The organism is Pseudomonas sp. BN505 (genome assembly GCF_029873175.1).
Taxonomy (GTDB): domain Bacteria; phylum Pseudomonadota; class Gammaproteobacteria; order Pseudomonadales; family Pseudomonadaceae; genus Aquipseudomonas; species Aquipseudomonas putida.
In genome coordinates this window covers 14,781-31,714 of record NZ_SSOI01000025.1, presented here as the reverse complement: position 1 = coordinate 31,714, position 16,934 = coordinate 14,781, and the positions used below count along the sequence as shown (strand labels likewise).

Annotated in this window: 15 protein-coding genes and 1 tRNA gene; 9 read left to right on the top strand and 7 right to left on the bottom strand. The window is 63.0% G+C overall.

What is annotated here, in order from left to right; genetic code table 11:
* Window positions 1–414 precede the first annotated feature (414 nt).
* From E8E78_RS05130 to sulP, 9 genes are all read left to right on the top strand, one after another.
* Window positions 415–2,136, top strand: a complete 1,722-nt coding sequence (locus E8E78_RS05130) for a tetratricopeptide repeat protein (protein WP_049275473.1) — start codon at window positions 415–417, stop codon at window positions 2,134–2,136.
* A 4-nt stretch (window positions 2,137–2,140) separates the two neighbouring features.
* The gene (gene lolB / locus E8E78_RS05125; protein ID WP_280313638.1) at window positions 2,141–2,758 is read left to right on the top strand and encodes a lipoprotein insertase outer membrane protein LolB; all 618 of its coding nucleotides are present in this window, start codon (window positions 2,141–2,143) and stop codon (window positions 2,756–2,758) included.
* A gap of 4 nt (window positions 2,759–2,762) precedes the next feature.
* Window positions 2,763–3,623: a 4-(cytidine 5'-diphospho)-2-C-methyl-D-erythritol kinase gene (ispE, locus tag E8E78_RS05120; protein WP_016501509.1), complete on the top strand. Its 861-nt coding sequence runs from the start codon at window positions 2,763–2,765 to the stop codon at window positions 3,621–3,623.
* Window positions 3,624–3,643: 20 nt separating this feature from the next.
* Window positions 3,644–3,718: transfer RNA gene (locus E8E78_RS05115), tRNA-Gln, on the top strand.
* Window positions 3,719–3,766: 48 nt separating this feature from the next.
* Window positions 3,767–4,708, top strand: coding sequence for a ribose-phosphate pyrophosphokinase (locus E8E78_RS05110; protein WP_003247410.1), 942 nt, complete (start codon window positions 3,767–3,769; stop codon window positions 4,706–4,708).
* A 118-nt stretch (window positions 4,709–4,826) separates the two neighbouring features.
* Window positions 4,827–5,420 carry a 50S ribosomal protein L25/general stress protein Ctc gene (locus tag E8E78_RS05105; protein ID WP_041167868.1) on the top strand — a complete coding sequence of 198 codons (594 nt, stop codon included), beginning with the start codon at window positions 4,827–4,829 and terminating at the stop codon, window positions 5,418–5,420.
* A 79-nt stretch (window positions 5,421–5,499) separates the two neighbouring features.
* Window positions 5,500–6,084 (top strand): aminoacyl-tRNA hydrolase, encoded by a 585-nt coding sequence (gene pth, locus E8E78_RS05100; RefSeq protein ID WP_016501511.1) that lies wholly within the window; start codon window positions 5,500–5,502, stop codon window positions 6,082–6,084.
* 24 nt (window positions 6,085–6,108) lie between these two features.
* Window positions 6,109–7,209, top strand: coding sequence for a redox-regulated ATPase YchF (gene ychF, locus E8E78_RS05095; protein ID WP_043204081.1), 1,101 nt, complete (start codon window positions 6,109–6,111; stop codon window positions 7,207–7,209).
* A 217-nt stretch (window positions 7,210–7,426) separates the two neighbouring features.
* Complete coding sequence (sulP, locus tag E8E78_RS05090) at window positions 7,427–9,139, top strand: sulfate permease (protein ID WP_049274650.1); 1,713 nt, start codon at window positions 7,427–7,429, stop codon at window positions 9,137–9,139.
* 27 nt (window positions 9,140–9,166) lie between these two features.
* Here the strand turns inward: sulP and E8E78_RS05085 are convergent, their stop codons facing one another.
* The 7 genes from E8E78_RS05085 to ycaC all read right to left on the bottom strand — a co-directional run bounded on the left by E8E78_RS05085 (window position 9,167) and on the right by ycaC (window position 16,696).
* The gene (locus E8E78_RS05085) at window positions 9,167–10,189 is read right to left on the bottom strand and encodes a DUF2955 domain-containing protein (RefSeq protein WP_016501514.1); all 1,023 of its coding nucleotides are present in this window, start codon (window positions 10,187–10,189) and stop codon (window positions 9,167–9,169) included.
* Window positions 10,179–11,267 (bottom strand): HlyD family secretion protein, encoded by a 1,089-nt coding sequence (locus E8E78_RS05080; protein WP_059396036.1) that lies wholly within the window; start codon window positions 11,265–11,267, stop codon window positions 10,179–10,181. The genes E8E78_RS05085 and E8E78_RS05080 overlap by 11 nt, the downstream gene beginning before the upstream one ends.
* On the bottom strand, window positions 11,264–12,778 hold the full coding sequence (locus tag E8E78_RS05075; protein ID WP_276233904.1) for a TolC family protein: 1,515 nt from the start codon (window positions 12,776–12,778) through the stop codon (window positions 11,264–11,266). Before E8E78_RS05075 ends, E8E78_RS05080 begins: the two co-directional genes overlap by 4 nt.
* A 3-nt stretch (window positions 12,779–12,781) precedes the next feature.
* Window positions 12,782–13,879, bottom strand: coding sequence for an AI-2E family transporter (locus E8E78_RS05070; protein WP_016501517.1), 1,098 nt, complete (start codon window positions 13,877–13,879; stop codon window positions 12,782–12,784).
* A gap of 39 nt (window positions 13,880–13,918) precedes the next feature.
* On the bottom strand, window positions 13,919–15,115 hold the full coding sequence (locus tag E8E78_RS05065) for a monovalent cation:proton antiporter-2 (CPA2) family protein (protein ID WP_049274647.1): 1,197 nt from the start codon (window positions 15,113–15,115) through the stop codon (window positions 13,919–13,921).
* A 36-nt stretch (window positions 15,116–15,151) separates the two neighbouring features.
* On the bottom strand, window positions 15,152–15,970 hold the full coding sequence (gene ppk2 / locus E8E78_RS05060; protein WP_016501519.1) for a polyphosphate kinase 2: 819 nt from the start codon (window positions 15,968–15,970) through the stop codon (window positions 15,152–15,154).
* Window positions 15,971–16,075: 105 nt separating this feature from the next.
* Complete coding sequence (ycaC, locus tag E8E78_RS05055) at window positions 16,076–16,696, bottom strand: isochorismate family cysteine hydrolase YcaC (protein ID WP_016501520.1); 621 nt, start codon at window positions 16,694–16,696, stop codon at window positions 16,076–16,078.
* Window positions 16,697–16,934 lie beyond the last annotated feature (238 nt).

The window sequence follows — 16,934 nt, the reverse complement described above, 5'->3', positions numbered from 1 at the left end:
GGTTACTTTGGTCTTGGCCAAAGTAACCAAAGCCGTCCGCTCCCATCATCCGGCCCCTGCGCTGCGCTCCGGGGTCCCCTCGCTCCGGGCTTGCTCCCGGGAGGACCGCGCTGCAGGCCCCATCCTGGGGCCCAGCGCTTGACGGGCATCCATGCCCGTCACCTCCCTTCGCAAGCCCTGCGCTCGGCCTCCTGAAGTCGCAATCTGCGTCGCCTGAGCTATCGCGCGCTTAGAAGCAAGAGCAAGAGCCGGAGCCGGAGCCCTGGGCATTGTGGCAAGCCTGGGGCGAACCCTGCGCGCGCTGCGCGGTCTGCATGTGCTAAGCATATGCTTCATACCTTCGCAGGTGGGTTTTGCCCCCGCGCTTGTGTCATCATGCTCCGACCGCCGGTGAGTCCTCCTATAAGCCTTTCTATGAACAAACCATACGCATTGCTGCTTGCCTTCGCCCTGCTCCAGGGCTGCCAGAGCCTGGCCCCGCAAAAGGCCGAGCCTCCCGTCGCCGAAGCCGGCAAGGGCGAGGCGGAAAAGCCCGTGGTGTATGGCTCGTTCAAGCAGGACACGCTGTATAGCCTGCTGGTCGCTGAGCTGGCCGGCCAGCGCAACCGCTTCGACATTGCCCTGGCCAACTACACCGACCAGGCAGCAAAAACCCAGGACCCCGCGGTTTCCGAGCGCGCCTACCGCATCGCCGAATACCTCGGCGCCGACGAGCCGTCACTGGATAACGCACTGGTCTGGGCCCGCAACGACCCGCAGAACCTCGACGCCCAGCGCGCCGCCGCCATCCAGCTGGCCCGCGCCGGCCGCTATGACGACTCCATGGCCTACATGGAAAAGGTACTGCAGGGCCAGGGCGACACCCACTTCGACTTCCTCGCCCTGTCCGCCGCCGAAACCGACCAGAGCACCCGCGACGGCCTGCTGCAAAGCTTCGAGCGCCTGCTGGTGAAATACCCGGACAACGGCCAGCTGGTGTTCGGCAAGGCCCTGCTGCTGAACCAGGACGGCAAGGCCGAAGAGGCGCTGGAGCTGCTCGAATCGCACCCCGCGCACAACGCCGAAATTGCCCCGATCCTGCTGCGCGCCCGCCTGTTGCAAGCCCTGGACCGAGGCTCCGAGGCACTGCCCCTGCTGCGCGGTGCAATTCGCGACAACCCGGATGACAAGCGCCTGCGCCTGACCTACGCCCGCACCCTGGTCGAGCAGGACCGCATCGCTGATGCCAAGGGCGAGTTCCTCAGCCTGGTCCAGCAATACCCGGACGATGACGAACTGCGCTATTCCCTGGCTCTGGTGTGCCTGGAGAACAAAGACTGGGATGAAGCCGAAGGCTACCTGCAGGAACTGGTCGAGCGTGACAGCAACGTCGACGCCGCGCACCTGAACCTGGGCCGCATCCGCGAGGAACGCCACGACCCCGCTGGCGCCCTGCGCGAATACGCCCTGGTCGGCCCTGGCCCCGACTACCTGCCGGCGCAGCTGCGCCAGGCCGACATCCTGATTGCCAACGGCCGCGGCACCGAGGCCTCGCGCCTGCTCGCCGAGGCCCGCGAAGCCCAGCCGGACTATGCCATCCAGCTGTTCCTGATCGAATCGGAAAGCTACAGCAACAACAACAAGGACGCCCAGGCCAGCCAGGTATTGCAACAAGCCATCCAGCGCTACCCCGACGACCTCAACCTGCTGTACACCCGCGCCATGCTGGCCGAAAAACGCGACGACATGGTGCAGCTGGAAAAAGACCTGCGCGCCATCATCGCCCGCGAACCGGAAAACGCCATGGCGTTGAACGCCCTGGGCTACACCCTGGCCGACCGCACCACGCGCTACGCCGAAGCCAAGGCGCTGATCGACAAGGCCCACCAGTTGACCCCGGACGACCCGGCCGTGCTCGACAGCCTGGGCTGGGTCAACTACCGCCTGGGCAACCTCGACGAGGCTGAAACCTACCTGCGCCAAGCCTTTGCCAACTTCCCCGACCACGAAGTGGCCGCCCACCTGGGCGAAGTGCTGTGGGCCAACGGCAAGCGCCGCGAAGCCCGCCAGGTATGGGCCAAGGGCTTCGAAGCCCAGGCCGACAGCCCCATCCTGCGCAAGACCCTCCTGCGCCTGACCGGATCCGAGACCCTTTAACGCCATGTTTTTGCGCCATTGCATCACCTTCACCCTGATCGCCCTGCTGGCCGGCTGTGCCGGCTTTGGTAGCCGCGAGGCCCTGCAAGGTCACGGCGACCCACAACAGTGGCGGGCCCATAAAGAGCAGCTGAGCAGCCTTGATGGCTGGCAGATCAACGGCAAGGTCGGGATCCGCGCCCCGCGCGACTCCGGCAGCGGCACGCTGTTCTGGCTGCAGCGCCAGGACTATTACGACATTCGCCTGGCTGGCCCGCTCGGCCGTGGTGCCGCACGCCTGACCGGCCGCCCCGGCGGCGTGGTGCTGGAAGTGGCCAACCAAGGCCGCTTCGAGGCCTCCAGCCCGGAAGCCCTGCTGGAAGAGCAGCTTGGCTGGCAGCTGCCCGTGTCACACCTGGTCTGGTGGGTGCGCGGCCTGCCCGCCCCCGACAGCAAGAGCAAGCTGACCCTGGACGGCGACAGCCGCCTGGCCAGCCTCGAGCAGGATAGCTGGCAGGTACAGTACCTGAGCTACACCGAGCAGAATGGCTACTGGTTGCCCGAGCGCCTGAAACTGCACGGCAAGGACCTGGACGTGACCCTGGTGGTCAAGGACTGGCAGCCACGCCAGCTGGGGCACTGATCACATGCAGAAAATCACCCTGCCCGCCCCGGCCAAGCTCAACCTGTGGCTGCATATCATCGGCCGTCGCGCGGATGGTTATCACGAGCTGGAAACCGTGTTCCAGTTTCTCGACCATGGCGACGAACTGAGTTTCGCCGTTCGTGACGATGGCGTGATCCGCCTGCACACCGAGATCGAGGCCGTGCCGCACGACAGCAACCTGATCGTGCGTGCCGCCCGCAAGTTGCAGGAACAGTCCGGCAGCCCACTGGGCGCCGACATCTGGCTGACCAAGGTGCTGCCCATGGGTGGCGGCATCGGCGGCGGCAGCTCGGATGCCGCTACCACCCTGCTGGCCCTGGCCCACCTCTGGCAACTGGACTGGGACGAAGACCGCCTGGCCGCATTGGGCCTGAGCCTGGGCGCCGACGTACCGGTATTCGTACGCGGCCATGCAGCGTTCGCCCAGGGCGTGGGCGAGCAACTGACCCCGGTCGACCCGCACGAGCCCTGGTATGTCGTGCTGGTGCCGCAAGTGTCTGTCAGTACAGTAGAAATTTTTTCACATCCGCAGTTGACACGTGATTCCCTCCCCCTTAATATGCGCCCCGTTCCCGAGGGAAACAGTCGAAATGACTGCCAACCGGTGGTAGAGCAGAGTTATCCAGAAGTTCGCAATGCGTTGAATTCACTGGGTAAATTCACTGAGGCTCGACTAACCGGCACTGGAAGTTGTGTGTTTGGGGCCTTCCCAAACAAAGCCGAAGCTGATAAAGTTCTGGCCCTTCTTTCAGCGACCCAAACAGGGTTTGTGGCGAAAGGAAGCAATATTTCGATGTTGCATCGCAAGCTGCAAAGTCTGGTCAAGAAGTCGAGCGCATAAGCGTTCGCAGCAACAGATACAGGGGCGTCGCCAAGCGGTAAGGCAGCAGGTTTTGATCCTGCCATGCGTTGGTTCGAATCCAGCCGCCCCTGCCATTTTCCTTATACTCATCCAGGTATACCCTCAGCCTTCAGGTACTGCGCGTGTCCAAGATGATGGTCTTTACGGGGAACGCTAACCCCGATCTGGCTCGGCGTGTCGTACGTCAGCTGCATATCCCTCTCGGTGACGTCTCTGTCGGTAAATTCTCCGACGGCGAGATCAGCACTGAGATCAATGAAAATGTTCGCGGTAAAGACGTTTTCATTATTCAGCCGACTTGTGCCCCGACCAACGATAACCTGATGGAACTGGTAGTGATGGCCGACGCCTTCCGCCGCTCCTCAGCATCCCGAATCACCGCCGTGATTCCTTACTTCGGATATGCCCGCCAGGACCGCCGTCCGCGTTCGGCACGTGTAGCCATCAGCGCCAAAGTTGTCGCTGACATGCTCACTGTCGTAGGTATCGACCGTGTACTCACCGTCGACCTGCACGCTGACCAGATCCAAGGCTTCTTCGATATCCCCGTCGACAACATCTACGGCTCGCCCGTACTTGTCGATGACATCGAAGACCAGCGTTTCGAGAACCTGATGATCGTCTCCCCGGACATTGGTGGTGTCGTGCGCGCACGTGCCGTTGCCAAGTCCCTGGGCGTCGACCTGGGTATCATCGACAAACGCCGCGAGAAGGCTAACCACTCCGAGGTTATGCACATCATCGGCGACGTCGAAGGGCGCACCTGCATCCTGGTAGACGACATGGTCGACACCGCCGGCACCCTGTGCCACGCGGCCAAAGCCCTGAAAGAGCACGGCGCTGCCAAGGTTTACGCCTACTGCACGCACCCTGTCCTGTCGGGCCGCGCGATCGAGAACATCGAGAAGTCGGTACTGGACGAGCTGGTGGTGACCAACACCGTTCCACTGTCCGCCGCTGCTCAAGCCTGTGACCGTATCCGCCAGCTGGATATCGCACCGGTTGTGGCTGAAGCGGTCCGCCGCATCAGCAATGAAGAATCGATCAGCGCGATGTTCCGCTAAGCGGAACGCGTGTTGATGTGAAGCGCCCCGCCCCAACATGTGTTGGGGCGGGGCTTTTTTGCCATCCCCGTTGGCGCTGGTCGCAAACGCCTTCGGGGGGCTATTTTGGAGAAACAAAATGACTGATTTTATTCTGAACGCCCAAGCGCGTACTGACCTGGGGAAAGGTGCGAGCCGCCGCCTGCGTCATGCGCTGAGCATCCCGGCCGTTGTCTACGGTGGTGATAAAGAAGCTCAATCCCTGACCATCGTGGCCAAGGAAATCACCAAGCTGTTCGAAAACGAAGCTGCTTTCAGCCACGTTATCGAGCTGAATGTTGACGGCGTCAAGCAGAACGTCATCATCAAGGCCATGCAGCGCCACCCAGCCAAGCAGTTCATCATGCACGCCGACTTCGTTCGCGTTGTTGCTGGCCAGAAACTGACCGCTGTTGTTCCAGTGCACTTCATCAACGAAGAAGCACCGGTCAAGAAAGGCGGCGAGATCTCCCACGTTGTTGCCGAGATCGAAGTTTCCTGCGAAGCCAAAGACCTGCCTGAGTTCATCGAAGTTGACCTGGCCAACGCCGAAGTCGGCACCATCATCCACCTGTCGGACCTGAAAGCTCCGAAAGGCGTAGAGTTCGTAGCTCTGGCCCACGGTGATGACAAAGCTGTTGCCAACGTTCACGCTCCACGCGTTGCTCCAGAAGCAGAAGGCGCTGCCGAGTAATCCACTCGCACGCCGGCGTTGATCGGGTTACAGTGCCGCGCGCACTGTGACCCACCAACTCCAAGGAAGAGCCCCTGACGTGACCGCCATCCAGTTGATCGTCGGCCTGGGTAACCCCGGCCCCGAATACGAACAGACCCGGCATAACGCAGGGGCTCTTTTCGTTGAACGCATTGCCAGCGCCCAGCGTATTTCGCTTACCGCTGACAAAAAGTATTTCGGCCTGACGGCTAAATTCAGCCATCAGGGCAACGACGTTCGTTTGTTGATCCCCACCACCTACATGAACCGCAGCGGCCAGTCCGTAGCGGCCTTGGCCAATTTCTTCCGCATCAAGCCGGAAGCAATCCTGGTGGCACACGACGAACTCGACCTGCCTCCGGGCGTTGCCAAGCTCAAGCGCGGCGGCGGCCATGGTGGGCACAACGGCCTGCGCGACATCATCGCGCAGCTCGGCAACCAGAACGACTTCCACCGCCTGCGGCTTGGCATTGGCCACCCGGGCGACGCCAAACTGGTCTCCAACTTCGTCCTGGGCCGCGCGCCGCGCGCCGAGCAGGAGAAGCTCGACGCCAGCATCGATTTTGCCCTCGGCGTGCTGCCGGACGTGCTTGCCGGCGACTTTGCCAAGGCGATGCGCGAACTGCACAGCCAGAAGGCCTGAATTCCTTTAGAGAGGGTAATACCCATGGGTTTCAATTGCGGCATCGTCGGCCTGCCCAACGTCGGCAAGTCCACCCTGTTCAACGCCCTGACCAAGTCTGGCATCGCGGCGGAGAACTTCCCTTTCTGCACCATCGAGCCAAACAGCGGCATCGTGCCGATGCCTGACGCTCGTCTGGCTGCGCTGGCTGAGATCGTCAAGCCAAACCGCATCCTGCCGACCACCATGGAATTCGTCGACATCGCCGGCCTGGTTGCCGGGGCCTCGAAAGGCGAAGGCCTGGGTAACAAGTTCCTGGCCAACATCCGCGAGACCGACGCCATTGCCCACGTGGTGCGCTGCTTCGAAGACGAGAACGTGATTCACGTTTCCAACAGCGTCGACCCCAAGCGTGACATCGAGATCATCGACCTCGAACTGATCTTCGCCGACCTCGATAGCTGCGAGAAGCAACTGCAGAAGGTTACCCGCAACGCCAAAGGCGGCGACAAGGAAGCCTTGGCGCAGAAAGCCATTCTGGAAAAGCTGATCCCGCACTTCACCGAAGGCAAGCCTGCGCGCAGCCTGATGAAGAACATGGCTGACGACGAAAAAGCCGTCATCCGTGGCTTCCACCTGCTGACCAGCAAGCCGGTGATGTACATCGCCAACGTCGCCGAAGACGGCTTCGACAACAACCCGCACCTGGACGTGGTCAAGGCCATCGCCGAGGAAGAAGGCGCGGTAGTGGTGCCGGTGTGCAACAAGATCGAAGCAGAAATCGCCGAGCTGGACGACGGTGAAGAGAAGGACATGTTCCTCGAGGCCCTGGGCCTGGAAGAGCCTGGCCTGAACCGCGTGATCCGCGCCGGTTACGAGCTGCTGAACCTGCAGACCTACTTCACTGCCGGCGTGCAGGAAGTACGTGCCTGGACCGTTCGCATCGGTGCCACCGCACCGCAAGCGGCCGGGGTTATCCACACCGACTTCGAAAAAGGCTTCATCCGCGCTGAAGTGGTGGCCTATGACGACTTCATCCAGTTCAAGGGTGAAAGCGGTGCCAAGGAAGCCGGTAAATGGCGCCTGGAAGGCAAGGACTACATCGTCAAAGACGGCGACGTGATGCACTTCCGCTTCAACGTCTGATGAATCCCGTGGAATTCCACGGTACTTGAAAGACTTCAAAACCCCCGTAATCGCCAAGCGATACGGGGGTTTTGTGTGTAAGGGCCATGCATTTGCAGCACCGGCCGAGAAAAAGCCGGGGCCAGGGTGTTGCTTGGTCAGCGATGGGCCGCAAAGCGGCCCCCGATGTCAGCATCTAAGCTGTGATAGAGCACCCTCCTCCCCCAGAGCCCGCGCCATGCCCGAACCACCGCGCTTCCACTGGCAACGCTGGCTGCCCGGCCTGGTCACCCTGCTCCACTACCAACGCGCCTGGCTAGCCAAGGACATCGCCGCCGGCCTGGTGCTGACCACCATGCTGGTACCCGTGGGCATCGCCTACGCCGAAGCGTCCGGCGTACCCGGTATCTACGGCCTGTACGCCACCATCATCCCGTTGCTGGCCTACGCCTTGTTCGGCCCTAGCCGCATCCTTGTGCTGGGCCCGGACTCGGCACTGGCCGCGCCGATCCTGGCGGTGGTGGTGCAGTACGCTGCCAGCGACCCGCAGCGGGCAATCGCCATCGCCAGCATGATGGCGCTGGTCGCCGGGGCGTTCTGTGTGATTGCCGGACTGCTGCGCCTGGGCTTCATCACCGAGCTGCTGTCCAAGCCGATCCGCTATGGCTACATGAACGGCATCGCCCTGACGGTGTTGATCAGCCAACTGCCCAAACTGTTCGGTTTGTCCGTGGACAGCCAAGGCCCACTGCGGGATATCTGGGACCTGATTCAGGCCTTGCTCGCCGGCCAGGGGCATTGGCCAAGCTTCATGGTCGGTGGCGCCAGTTTGGCGCTGATCCTGCTGCTCAAGCCATTCAATCGCCTGCCAGGCATCCTCATTGCCGTGGTACTGGCCACGCTGGCGGTGAGCCTGCTGGGGCTAGACCAGCAAGGCGTGAAAGTGCTCGGCAAGTTGCCGCAAGGGCTGCCCAGCTTTGCCTTGCCCTGGGTCACCGATATCGACCTGGTGGAGGTGCTGCTTGGCGGCATCGCGGTGGCGCTGGTGTCGTTCGCCGATACCAGTGTGCTGTCACGTTCCTATGCCGCACGGCTGAAAATGCCGGTCAACCCGAACCAGGAAATGTTTGGCCTGGGCGTAGCCAACCTCGCCTCGGGGCTGTTTCAGGGCATCCCCATCAGCAGCAGCGCGTCGCGCACACCGGTGGCCGAAGCTGCCGGTTCGCAAACCCAGCTCACCGGCATTATCGGTGCACTGGCGGTCACCCTGTTGCTGCTGGTGGCGCCCAACCTGATGCAGCACCTGCCCAACAGCGCCCTGGCGGCTGTGGTGATTGCCGCAGCAGTGGGGCTGTTCGAGTTCGCCGACCTCAAACGTATATTTCGCATGCAGCAGTGGGAGTTCTGGCTGTCGTTCACCTGCTTCGTCGGCGTGGCGGTGTTTGGCGCCATTCCCGGTATCTGCATTGCGGTGGCAATAGCGGTGATCGAGTTTCTGTGGGACGGCTGGCGGCCACACCATGCAGTGCTGGGCCGGGTGGACGGCACCCGGGGGTACCACGATGTGCAGCGTTATCCACAGGCACGACGCATTCCGGGGCTGGTGTTGCTGCGTTGGGACGCGCCGCTGTTCTTTGCCAATGCCGAGCAGTTCCAGAGCACAGTGATGGCGGCTGTAGATGAGTCGCCGACGCCGGTGCAGCGGCTGCTAATAGCTGCGGAACCGGTGACCAGTATCGACATCACCTCGGCAGACATGCTGGCCGAGCTGGACCGGGCACTGGAGGCACGAGGGGTGGAATTGCAGTTTGCCGAGATGAAAGACCCGGTGAAGGACAAGATGCGGCGGTTCGGGTTGTTTCAGCATATGGGGGAAAAGGCCTTTCACCCCACGGTGGGTGCCGCTGTGGATGCCTATCTGGAAGAAAGTGGGGTTGATTGGCAGCCCTAGGTTCTCTGTGCTGGCTGCTTCGCGGACTCACCCGCGAAGCAGCGCACGCCGAGCACGAAGCCGGTCAATCCAGATCAACATGGCACTGGCATACACCGAGACCGCCAGAAACAAGGCCATGCGCACCGCAAAGGCCTTGTACACATCCTGCCCACCCGCACTGTCCTGCACCGACTGCCCCAGCAAGATCAGCAGGGTCGTCAGGCAACTGACCCAGTACGCCGGGCTCTGCCGGTTGGGCACGGCCTGATACAGCCGCCGCGCCAGCCACAGGACGAACAGCAGCACCCAGAGGAAGAACATCCACAAGTGCACGAACAGGCCCAACGCGCCCCACATCAGTATCGCCAGCAGGCCGGCAAGCAAGGTCGAACCAATCAGCTCTCGGCTGGCATGCCGTGCGCGGGTTTCCTCGGCCTGCTGCCCCAGGCTTACCGCCTTCATGATCAGCGGCATGTACTGGTCCGGGGCAATCAGCGCCAGCAGAAACGCAGGCATCACGATCAGCGTGGCGCGCAATGCCACCCAGCTGACATGCTCGCTGCCCGGCAGCGGTGGTACCGGTTGCGCCGGTGCTCCCGCAGGTTCGGGAAACAGCACATGCGCCAGCGCCGTGCCCAGCACTGCCAGCAGCATGCCTTTGGCCAGCGCTTCGACCACCGACAGCGCCAAGGTGAAGTCGCTGGTGCCGGCGGCGGCGATCATGGTCAGGCCGACCACCAGCAAGTTGGCCAGCAGGCCGTTGCCGCCCTCAAGGGCGTAGCGCAAGGTGAGAAAAACGCCTACGCCCACCAGCAACACCCCGCTCAGCGGTGCGTGGCGCAACAGCGGAATCAGCAACAGCCCGCTGCCACAGGCGAGCAGTACCAGCACCGCCAGGGCCGGCGCCGCTCGCAGGGGCAGTGGCTGGCTGCGCATGGCCAGCAACAGCACGGCGAACACCGGTGCCAGGATCGGCACCGGCAAGCCAATGCCAAAACTCACCGCCAGGCACAGCGCCACACCCCAGGCCAGGCGCAGGGCGCGCAGGCGGCGCAATTCAATAGGCATAGGACAACCAGCTCATCAGCCACATGAACAGCCGGCCCAGAAGGTTCAGCGGGTTACCTTCGCTGGGCAGCGCCATGACCTCTGCCTGCCCGCCTACCCGCAGCCCGCGCTTGTCCGGCAACTGATCACGCTCCAGCTCGACAATCACCGGAAAGCGCTGGGCCGAACGCAGCCACTCGCGGCTGTTCTGCACGGTGGGTAATGTGCCCGGCGGAGTGCTCTGGCCCACGCTCACGCCGTAGCCGATACTGCGAATACGCCCCTTCAACACGGTACCGGGCAATGCATCAAGCACTACCAGCACCGGGGTGTCGGGGCGCAGGCGGCCTAGGTTGTTCTCGGTCATGTCGGCACTTATCCACACGTCATGGATTGTGATCAGCGTCATCATCGGGCTGCCAGCCCCGACATAGTGGCCAACGTCGGTACGCAAATCGGTGATCAGCCCGTTGGCGTCGGCGCGCACCACAGTACGGGCAAGGTCCAGGCGAGCCTTTTCCACGTTGGCTGCGGCACTGCGCAACTGGGCGTTATCATCTTGCGCCCCGCCCTGCTGCTCACGGGCGCGCTCCACTTCGGCACGGGCCGCCGCCACCTGGCTGATGGCCTGGTCGCGGGTAGCCTGGGCGCCTTCCAGCCGGCGCACCGATACCGTGCCTGGGTCCTCATCGATCAGGCGCTTGAGCCGCTCGGCATCCTGCCGCGCCTTGCGCTCGTTGGCCTGGGCTGCCACCAGCGCCGCCTGGGCCGAATCGATGCCGGCGGTACTGGCGCCGATCTGCCGGCGCACCGTATCGAGGTCTGCTTCGGCGCGGGCCAAGGCAATGCGGTACTGCTCCTGGTCGAGTTCGAACAGCACATCGCCCTGGCGCACGTCCTGGTTATTGCCTACTGCCACCCGCTTGATCTGCCCTGCCACCTCGGCGGCCACCGGCACCACGTAGGCCTGCAGGCGCGCCTGCTGGGTGTAAGGCGTGAAGCGGTCGGCCAGCAGGTACCAGAGCAGGCTCACGGCGATCAGCAGCAGTACCCAGCGCATGCCGCGATCAGGGGCTGGCGGGGGTGTGGCGTCGCTCATTGGCTTTCACCTTTTGCATGTGCGGTGGGGGCTGGCGGGTGGAGCAGGTCGCCCCAGTCGGTACGTTGTTGCATCTGCTGACGCGTGGCTGGGTCGATCGGTGCGCGGCCGGTGTCCCAGCCACCGCCCAAGGCCTTGTACAAGGTCACCAGGCTACTTACGGCATTACCGCGGCTGATCAGGTAGCCGTCCTGTTGCTGCAATAGCAGTTGCTGGGCGTCGAGCACGCGTTGGAAGTCGGCGAAGCCTTCGCGGTACTGCGAGCTGGCCAGGTTCAGCGAGCGTTGCGCAGCCTGGGAGGCCTGGTCGCGAATGGCTGCACTCTGCAGCGAGCGCACCAGCCCACTGGCAGCATCGTCGGCCTCGCGGGCGGCTTCGCGCACGCCCTGGTGGTACAGCTCGATCAGTTGCTGCAAGCGGGCATCCTCTACCCGCACCGCGTTCTTGCGCCGGCCGTAGTCGAACGGGTTCCAGATCAGGCTGGGCCCGGCGGCGATGTCGAAGGTATTGGGCAGGTGGCTGGCCGATAAAAAGGTCCAGCCGATGCTGCCCAGCAAGCTCAGCTGTGGATAAAGATCAGCCTCGGCCACACCGACCAACGCCGACTGCGCCGCCACCGCCTGCTCGGCCGCGCGGATATCCGGGCGGCGCTGCAACAGGCTGGCAGGTACGCCCTGCAGCACTGCGCGGTCTGGTAAAGGCAGCTGGCCATGGCCGGCCTCCAGCTGCGCCAGCGGCCCGGGTGGGCGGCCCAGCAATGAACACAGCACGTTGCGCAGGGCGTTGAGCTGGTTCTCGAATTCGGGGATGGTGGCCAGGGTCGCCAGGTATTGAGTGCGCGCTTGCTGCCAGTCGAGTTCGTCATTCTCGCCATGGCGGAACAGCCGTTCGGTAATCTCCAGGCTACGCGCCTGGCGCTTGCCGTTCTCTTGCGCGATCGCCAGCCGCGCCTCGGCGGTACGCAGGGCAAAGTAGGTGTCGGCCACTTGTGCACGCAGCAACAGCATGGCATCGGCATAGTTGGCCTGAGAGGCGAAGTACAAGGCGTCGGCGCTTTCGATGGCGCGACTGAAGCGGCCCCAGAAGTCGATTTCCCAGCCTATGTCGAAGCCGACGCTGGATTGCCAGAACACCGAATCGCGCGCAGTGGCCGTGCCGGACTGGTTTTGCTTCAGGTACAGGCTCTGCGCACCCAGCTGCTGCAGCTGTGGATAACGCCCGGTCTGCACGATGGCCAACTGGGCGCGGGCTTCAGCAATGCGCAGGCCAGCCACACGCAGGTTGGTGTTATTGGCGTCGGCCTCGGCAATCAGCGCGTCCAGCATCGGGTCGGCAAACACCGCCCACCACTGGCGCAGGTCGGGTGTTGCGGCGCTACGCCCTGCCTGCTCCAGCAATGGCGTGCTCCAGCCGTCCAGCCACGGCACCTGGGGCTTTTCGAAATCCGGGCCGACCTGGGTGCAGCCGGCCAGCACCATCAGCAGGCCCAGGCCACAGCGGCGGTTGGGCATGGCTCAGGCAGCGGGTGGTGCCGGTTGCTCCGGCACCTGCAGCGCAACCCATTGCCAGAACAACACGTAGGTTACGCCAAGGATCACCGGGCCGATGAACAAGCCGATGATGCCTTTGACCACCATGCCGCCCAGTGCCCCGATCAGCACCACCGGCATCGGTACGTCCACACCGCGCCCCAGCAGCAGCGGCTTGAGCACGTTGTCGGCCAGCCCGGCGACAAAGGTGTAGATGGCGAAGATGATGGTCGCCACCGTGAAGCCTTCGACGTTGAACACGTAGATGATCACCGGCACCGTGACCAGGGTAGCGGGTGCCTGGGCAATCCCCAGCATGAGGATGACGATGGCCAGCATGCCGGCCCCGGGCACCCCTTTGACCACAAAACCGACGCCGATCAGCAGCATCTGGATGAAGGCGATGCCGATCACGCCCTGCGCCACCGCGCGAATGGTGGCGGTACACAACTTGGCCAAGGGTTTGCCGCGCTCTTCGCCCGATACCCGCATGGCAATACGCTGCGCGGCGACTTCGCCGCGGTCACCGAAGGCCATGATGACTCCGGAAATGATGATGGCACCGATGAACAGAAAAAAGGCCGCACCGGCGCTGGCTGCAGCGCCTAATACCGTAAGCCCGGCACCCTTGATTTGCGGCATCCACTGATTCAGTACGCTGGCCATGTTTTCGGAGGCCGCCAACCATAGCGCATACACCTTCGGCCCGATCAGTGGCCAGGCGGCCACAGACTCAGGTGGCGTCGGCACGCTCCAGGCCCCGCTCTTGAGCAACGTCACCAGGCTGTCCACCGACTCGCCGATGGACATTACCACCAGATAGATCGGCACCAGCAGCACCACCAATACCAGTAACACCACCAGCGTCGCGGCATAGCCATGCTTGAGCCCGGTACGGCGCTGAAGGCGGCAATGCAACGGGTACAAGGTAACCGCCAGGATCACCGCCCACAGCATCAGCTCGAGGAACGGCTGGAACACCTGGAAGGCGAATATCACCAGGCCGGCCACCAGACCCGCCTTGATCAACACATCGAGCAGGCCCCGCGACAGCGCACTGTCAAGCTTGATACCCGGTTGCATGCTGCACCTCCGAACGTTCTGTTCGCCGTGTGTCTCGATTCAGTGCCCCGTTTCCGGGGCTGCCAGCGCAGGTGGTACGTCTTGCAGCCGTCGCGCCAGGGCCATCATCACCAACGGCACCACGGCCATCGACAGGGTGATGGCCAGTACCAGCAAGTCATGCACTTGTGGTGACAACACCTGATGGTCCCGCGCCAGCTTGAACACCACGAAGGCAAACTCGCCCCCAGAGGCCAGCACCACGCCCAGGCACAGCGCCTGGGACGGGTTGAGGCCTCCGGCCATGCGCCCCAGGCCATACAGCAACGGCAGCTTGATACCCACCAGCAGCAGCGTCAGCCCCAACACCGCCAGCGGCATGCCCAACAGCAGGTGCAGGTCGGCGCTCATTCCCACGCCCACGAAGAACAGCCCCAGCAGCAAGCCTTTGATGGGTTCGATCTGGGTTTCCAGTTCGTGGCGAAACGGCGACTCGGCCATCAGCACGCCGGCCAGAAATGCCCCTAGCGCCATCGATACGCCCACGTGCTCCATCAACCAAGCAGTGCCCAGCACCACCAGCAAGGCCGTGGCGGTCGACAGCTCGGGCAAGCCCGAACCCACCGTCCACTTGAAAACCGGGGTCAACAGATAGCGACCAAAGATAATCAGAACCCCAATGCCCACAGCCACAGCCAGCAACGGCCAGGCCCCTTCGTCGGCAGTGCTGACATTGCCACCGAGCAGCGGCACCACGGCAATCAAAGGAATGGCTGCGATGTCCTGGAACAACAGGATGGCCACAGCCAGGCGGCCGTGGGGCTTGCCCAGGTCCTTGCGCTCGGCGAGTACCTGCAGGCCAAACGCGGTGGAAGACAGCGCCAGGCCCACGCCCAGCACGATGGCGGCCGGACGCGACTGGTCGAACAGCCAATAGGCCAGTAGCCCAAGCACCACGGCGCTCAGCCCCACTTGCAGCGTACCCACACCGAACAGCGCCCGGCGCATGGTCCACAAGCGCTGGGGCGATAGCTCCAGGCCAATGACGAACAGCAGCATCACCACGCCCATCTCTGACAGACGCGCCACGTTATCGGGGTTGTTCAGCAGGCCGAGCACCGAGGGGCCGATGAGCATGCCGGCCAGCAGATACCCAGGCACAGCGCCCATCCGCAAACGCTGCGCCAGTGGCACCAGAAGCACCACGGCCAGCAGGAACACTACCGTCGCCTGCAACAGGCTGCCGTCATGTGGCATGAGCTCTTACCCTCGCAGCTCCCCGCAGGGAGGGGTTCAGAAGCGTTCTTCGACGACCTTGAACGGGTAGGCCACAGCCTTGTACTTGCCGATCTTGCCGCGCTTGGGCAGCTTCACCACCTGGTCACGGGTGATGTCCTTGTACGGAATCCGGCTGAGCAGATGGCTGATGATGTTCAGGCGGGCGCGGCGCTTATCGTTGGAATGGGCCATGAACCACGGCGCCCAGGCGGTATCCGACGCGGCGAACATGTCGTCACGCGCCTGGGTGTAGTCATCCCAGCGGGTATACGACTTGAGGTCCATGGGCGAAAGCTTCCACAGCTTGCGGCCATCGTTGATGCGATCCTGCAGGCGGAGGGTCTGCTCCTCGGCGCTGACCTCGAGCCAGTACTTGATGAGGATGATCCCCGACTCGACCATGACCTTTTCGAACACAGGCACACCGGTGAGGAACTTGTCGACGAGTTCGTCGGAGCAAAAGCCCATTACCCGCTCGACGCCCGCACGGTTGTACCAGCTGCGATCGAAGATCACCACCTCGCCCGCTGCGGGCAAATGCCCCAGGTAGCGCTGCAGGTACATCTGGGTTTTTTCCCGCTCGGTCGGTGCCGGCAGCGCCACCACGCGAAACACTCGCGGGCTGACGCGCTCGGTAATGGCCTTGATGGTGCCGCCCTTGCCGGCGCCATCGCGGCCTTCGAAGACGATGCATACCTTCAGCCCCTTGGCCACCACCCACTCCTGCAACTTCACCAGCTCCACATGCAGGTGCTTGAGCGCTTTCTCGTACGCCTTGCCGCCCAGTTTTTCTGGCTGTTCCTGGGTGGGTTTCTTCCTGGACGGCTTCGACATGACACTCTCCTGAAGGCGAATGAAGAGTCAGTATGGTCGATCCATGACGGTTTGCCGCTTCGCTTGCAGATTGGTGAAGGGCTGCCTTGCAGCCCCCACGAGGCGCTATTTGGCCAGCTTGTTGTAACTGGTCATCAGGTTGCGATAGTCCGGGATATGGTTGGAGAACAGCGTCCCCAACCCTTCGATGTCATTGCGCCAGTCGCGGTGCAGCTCGCATGCCACGCCAAACCAGGTCATCAACTGCGCCCCGGCCGCCTCCATGCGCCGCCAGGCCGAATCACGGGTCAGTTCGTTGAAGGTGCCGGAGGCGTCAGTGACGACGAACACCTCAAAGCCCTCCTCCAGCGCCGACAAGGCCGGGAAGGCCACGCACACCTCGGTGACCACACCAGCAATCAGCAGCTGCTTCTTGCCAGTGGCTTTTACCGCTTTGACGAAATCTTCGTTGTCCCAGGCGTTGATGTTGCCGGGGCGTGCGATGTAGGGGGCGTCAGGGAACTGCTCTTTCAGCTCCGGCACCAAGGGGCCGTTGGGGCCGGTCTCGAAGCTGGTGGTGAGGATGGTTGGCAGCTTGAAATACTTGGCCAGGTCGGACAGGGCCAGCACGTTGTTCTTGAAGCGGTCGGGGTCGATGTCCCTTACCAGCGATAGCAGACCGGTCTGGTGATCGACCAGCAGCACGGCGACGTTGTTCTTGTCCAGACGCTTGTATTGGAAGGCCACGGTGAACTCCTTGCTTCAGCGGGTTGGGAGTATCAGCGTAGGCAAGGATCAAGGGTGGGACAGACCGTCAGTCGGTTCGCTTGTTGCTGCCTGTACCGGCCTCATCGCCGGCAAGCCAGCTCCCACAAGGTACTGTGTCTTCCTTGGGCATCAGGCACGGGGAGATGGCAGAAATGCGACTGAACATTCGCTGCTGTGAGATGACGTTGGATAACTGCGGCAGATCTCAATGGGAGCG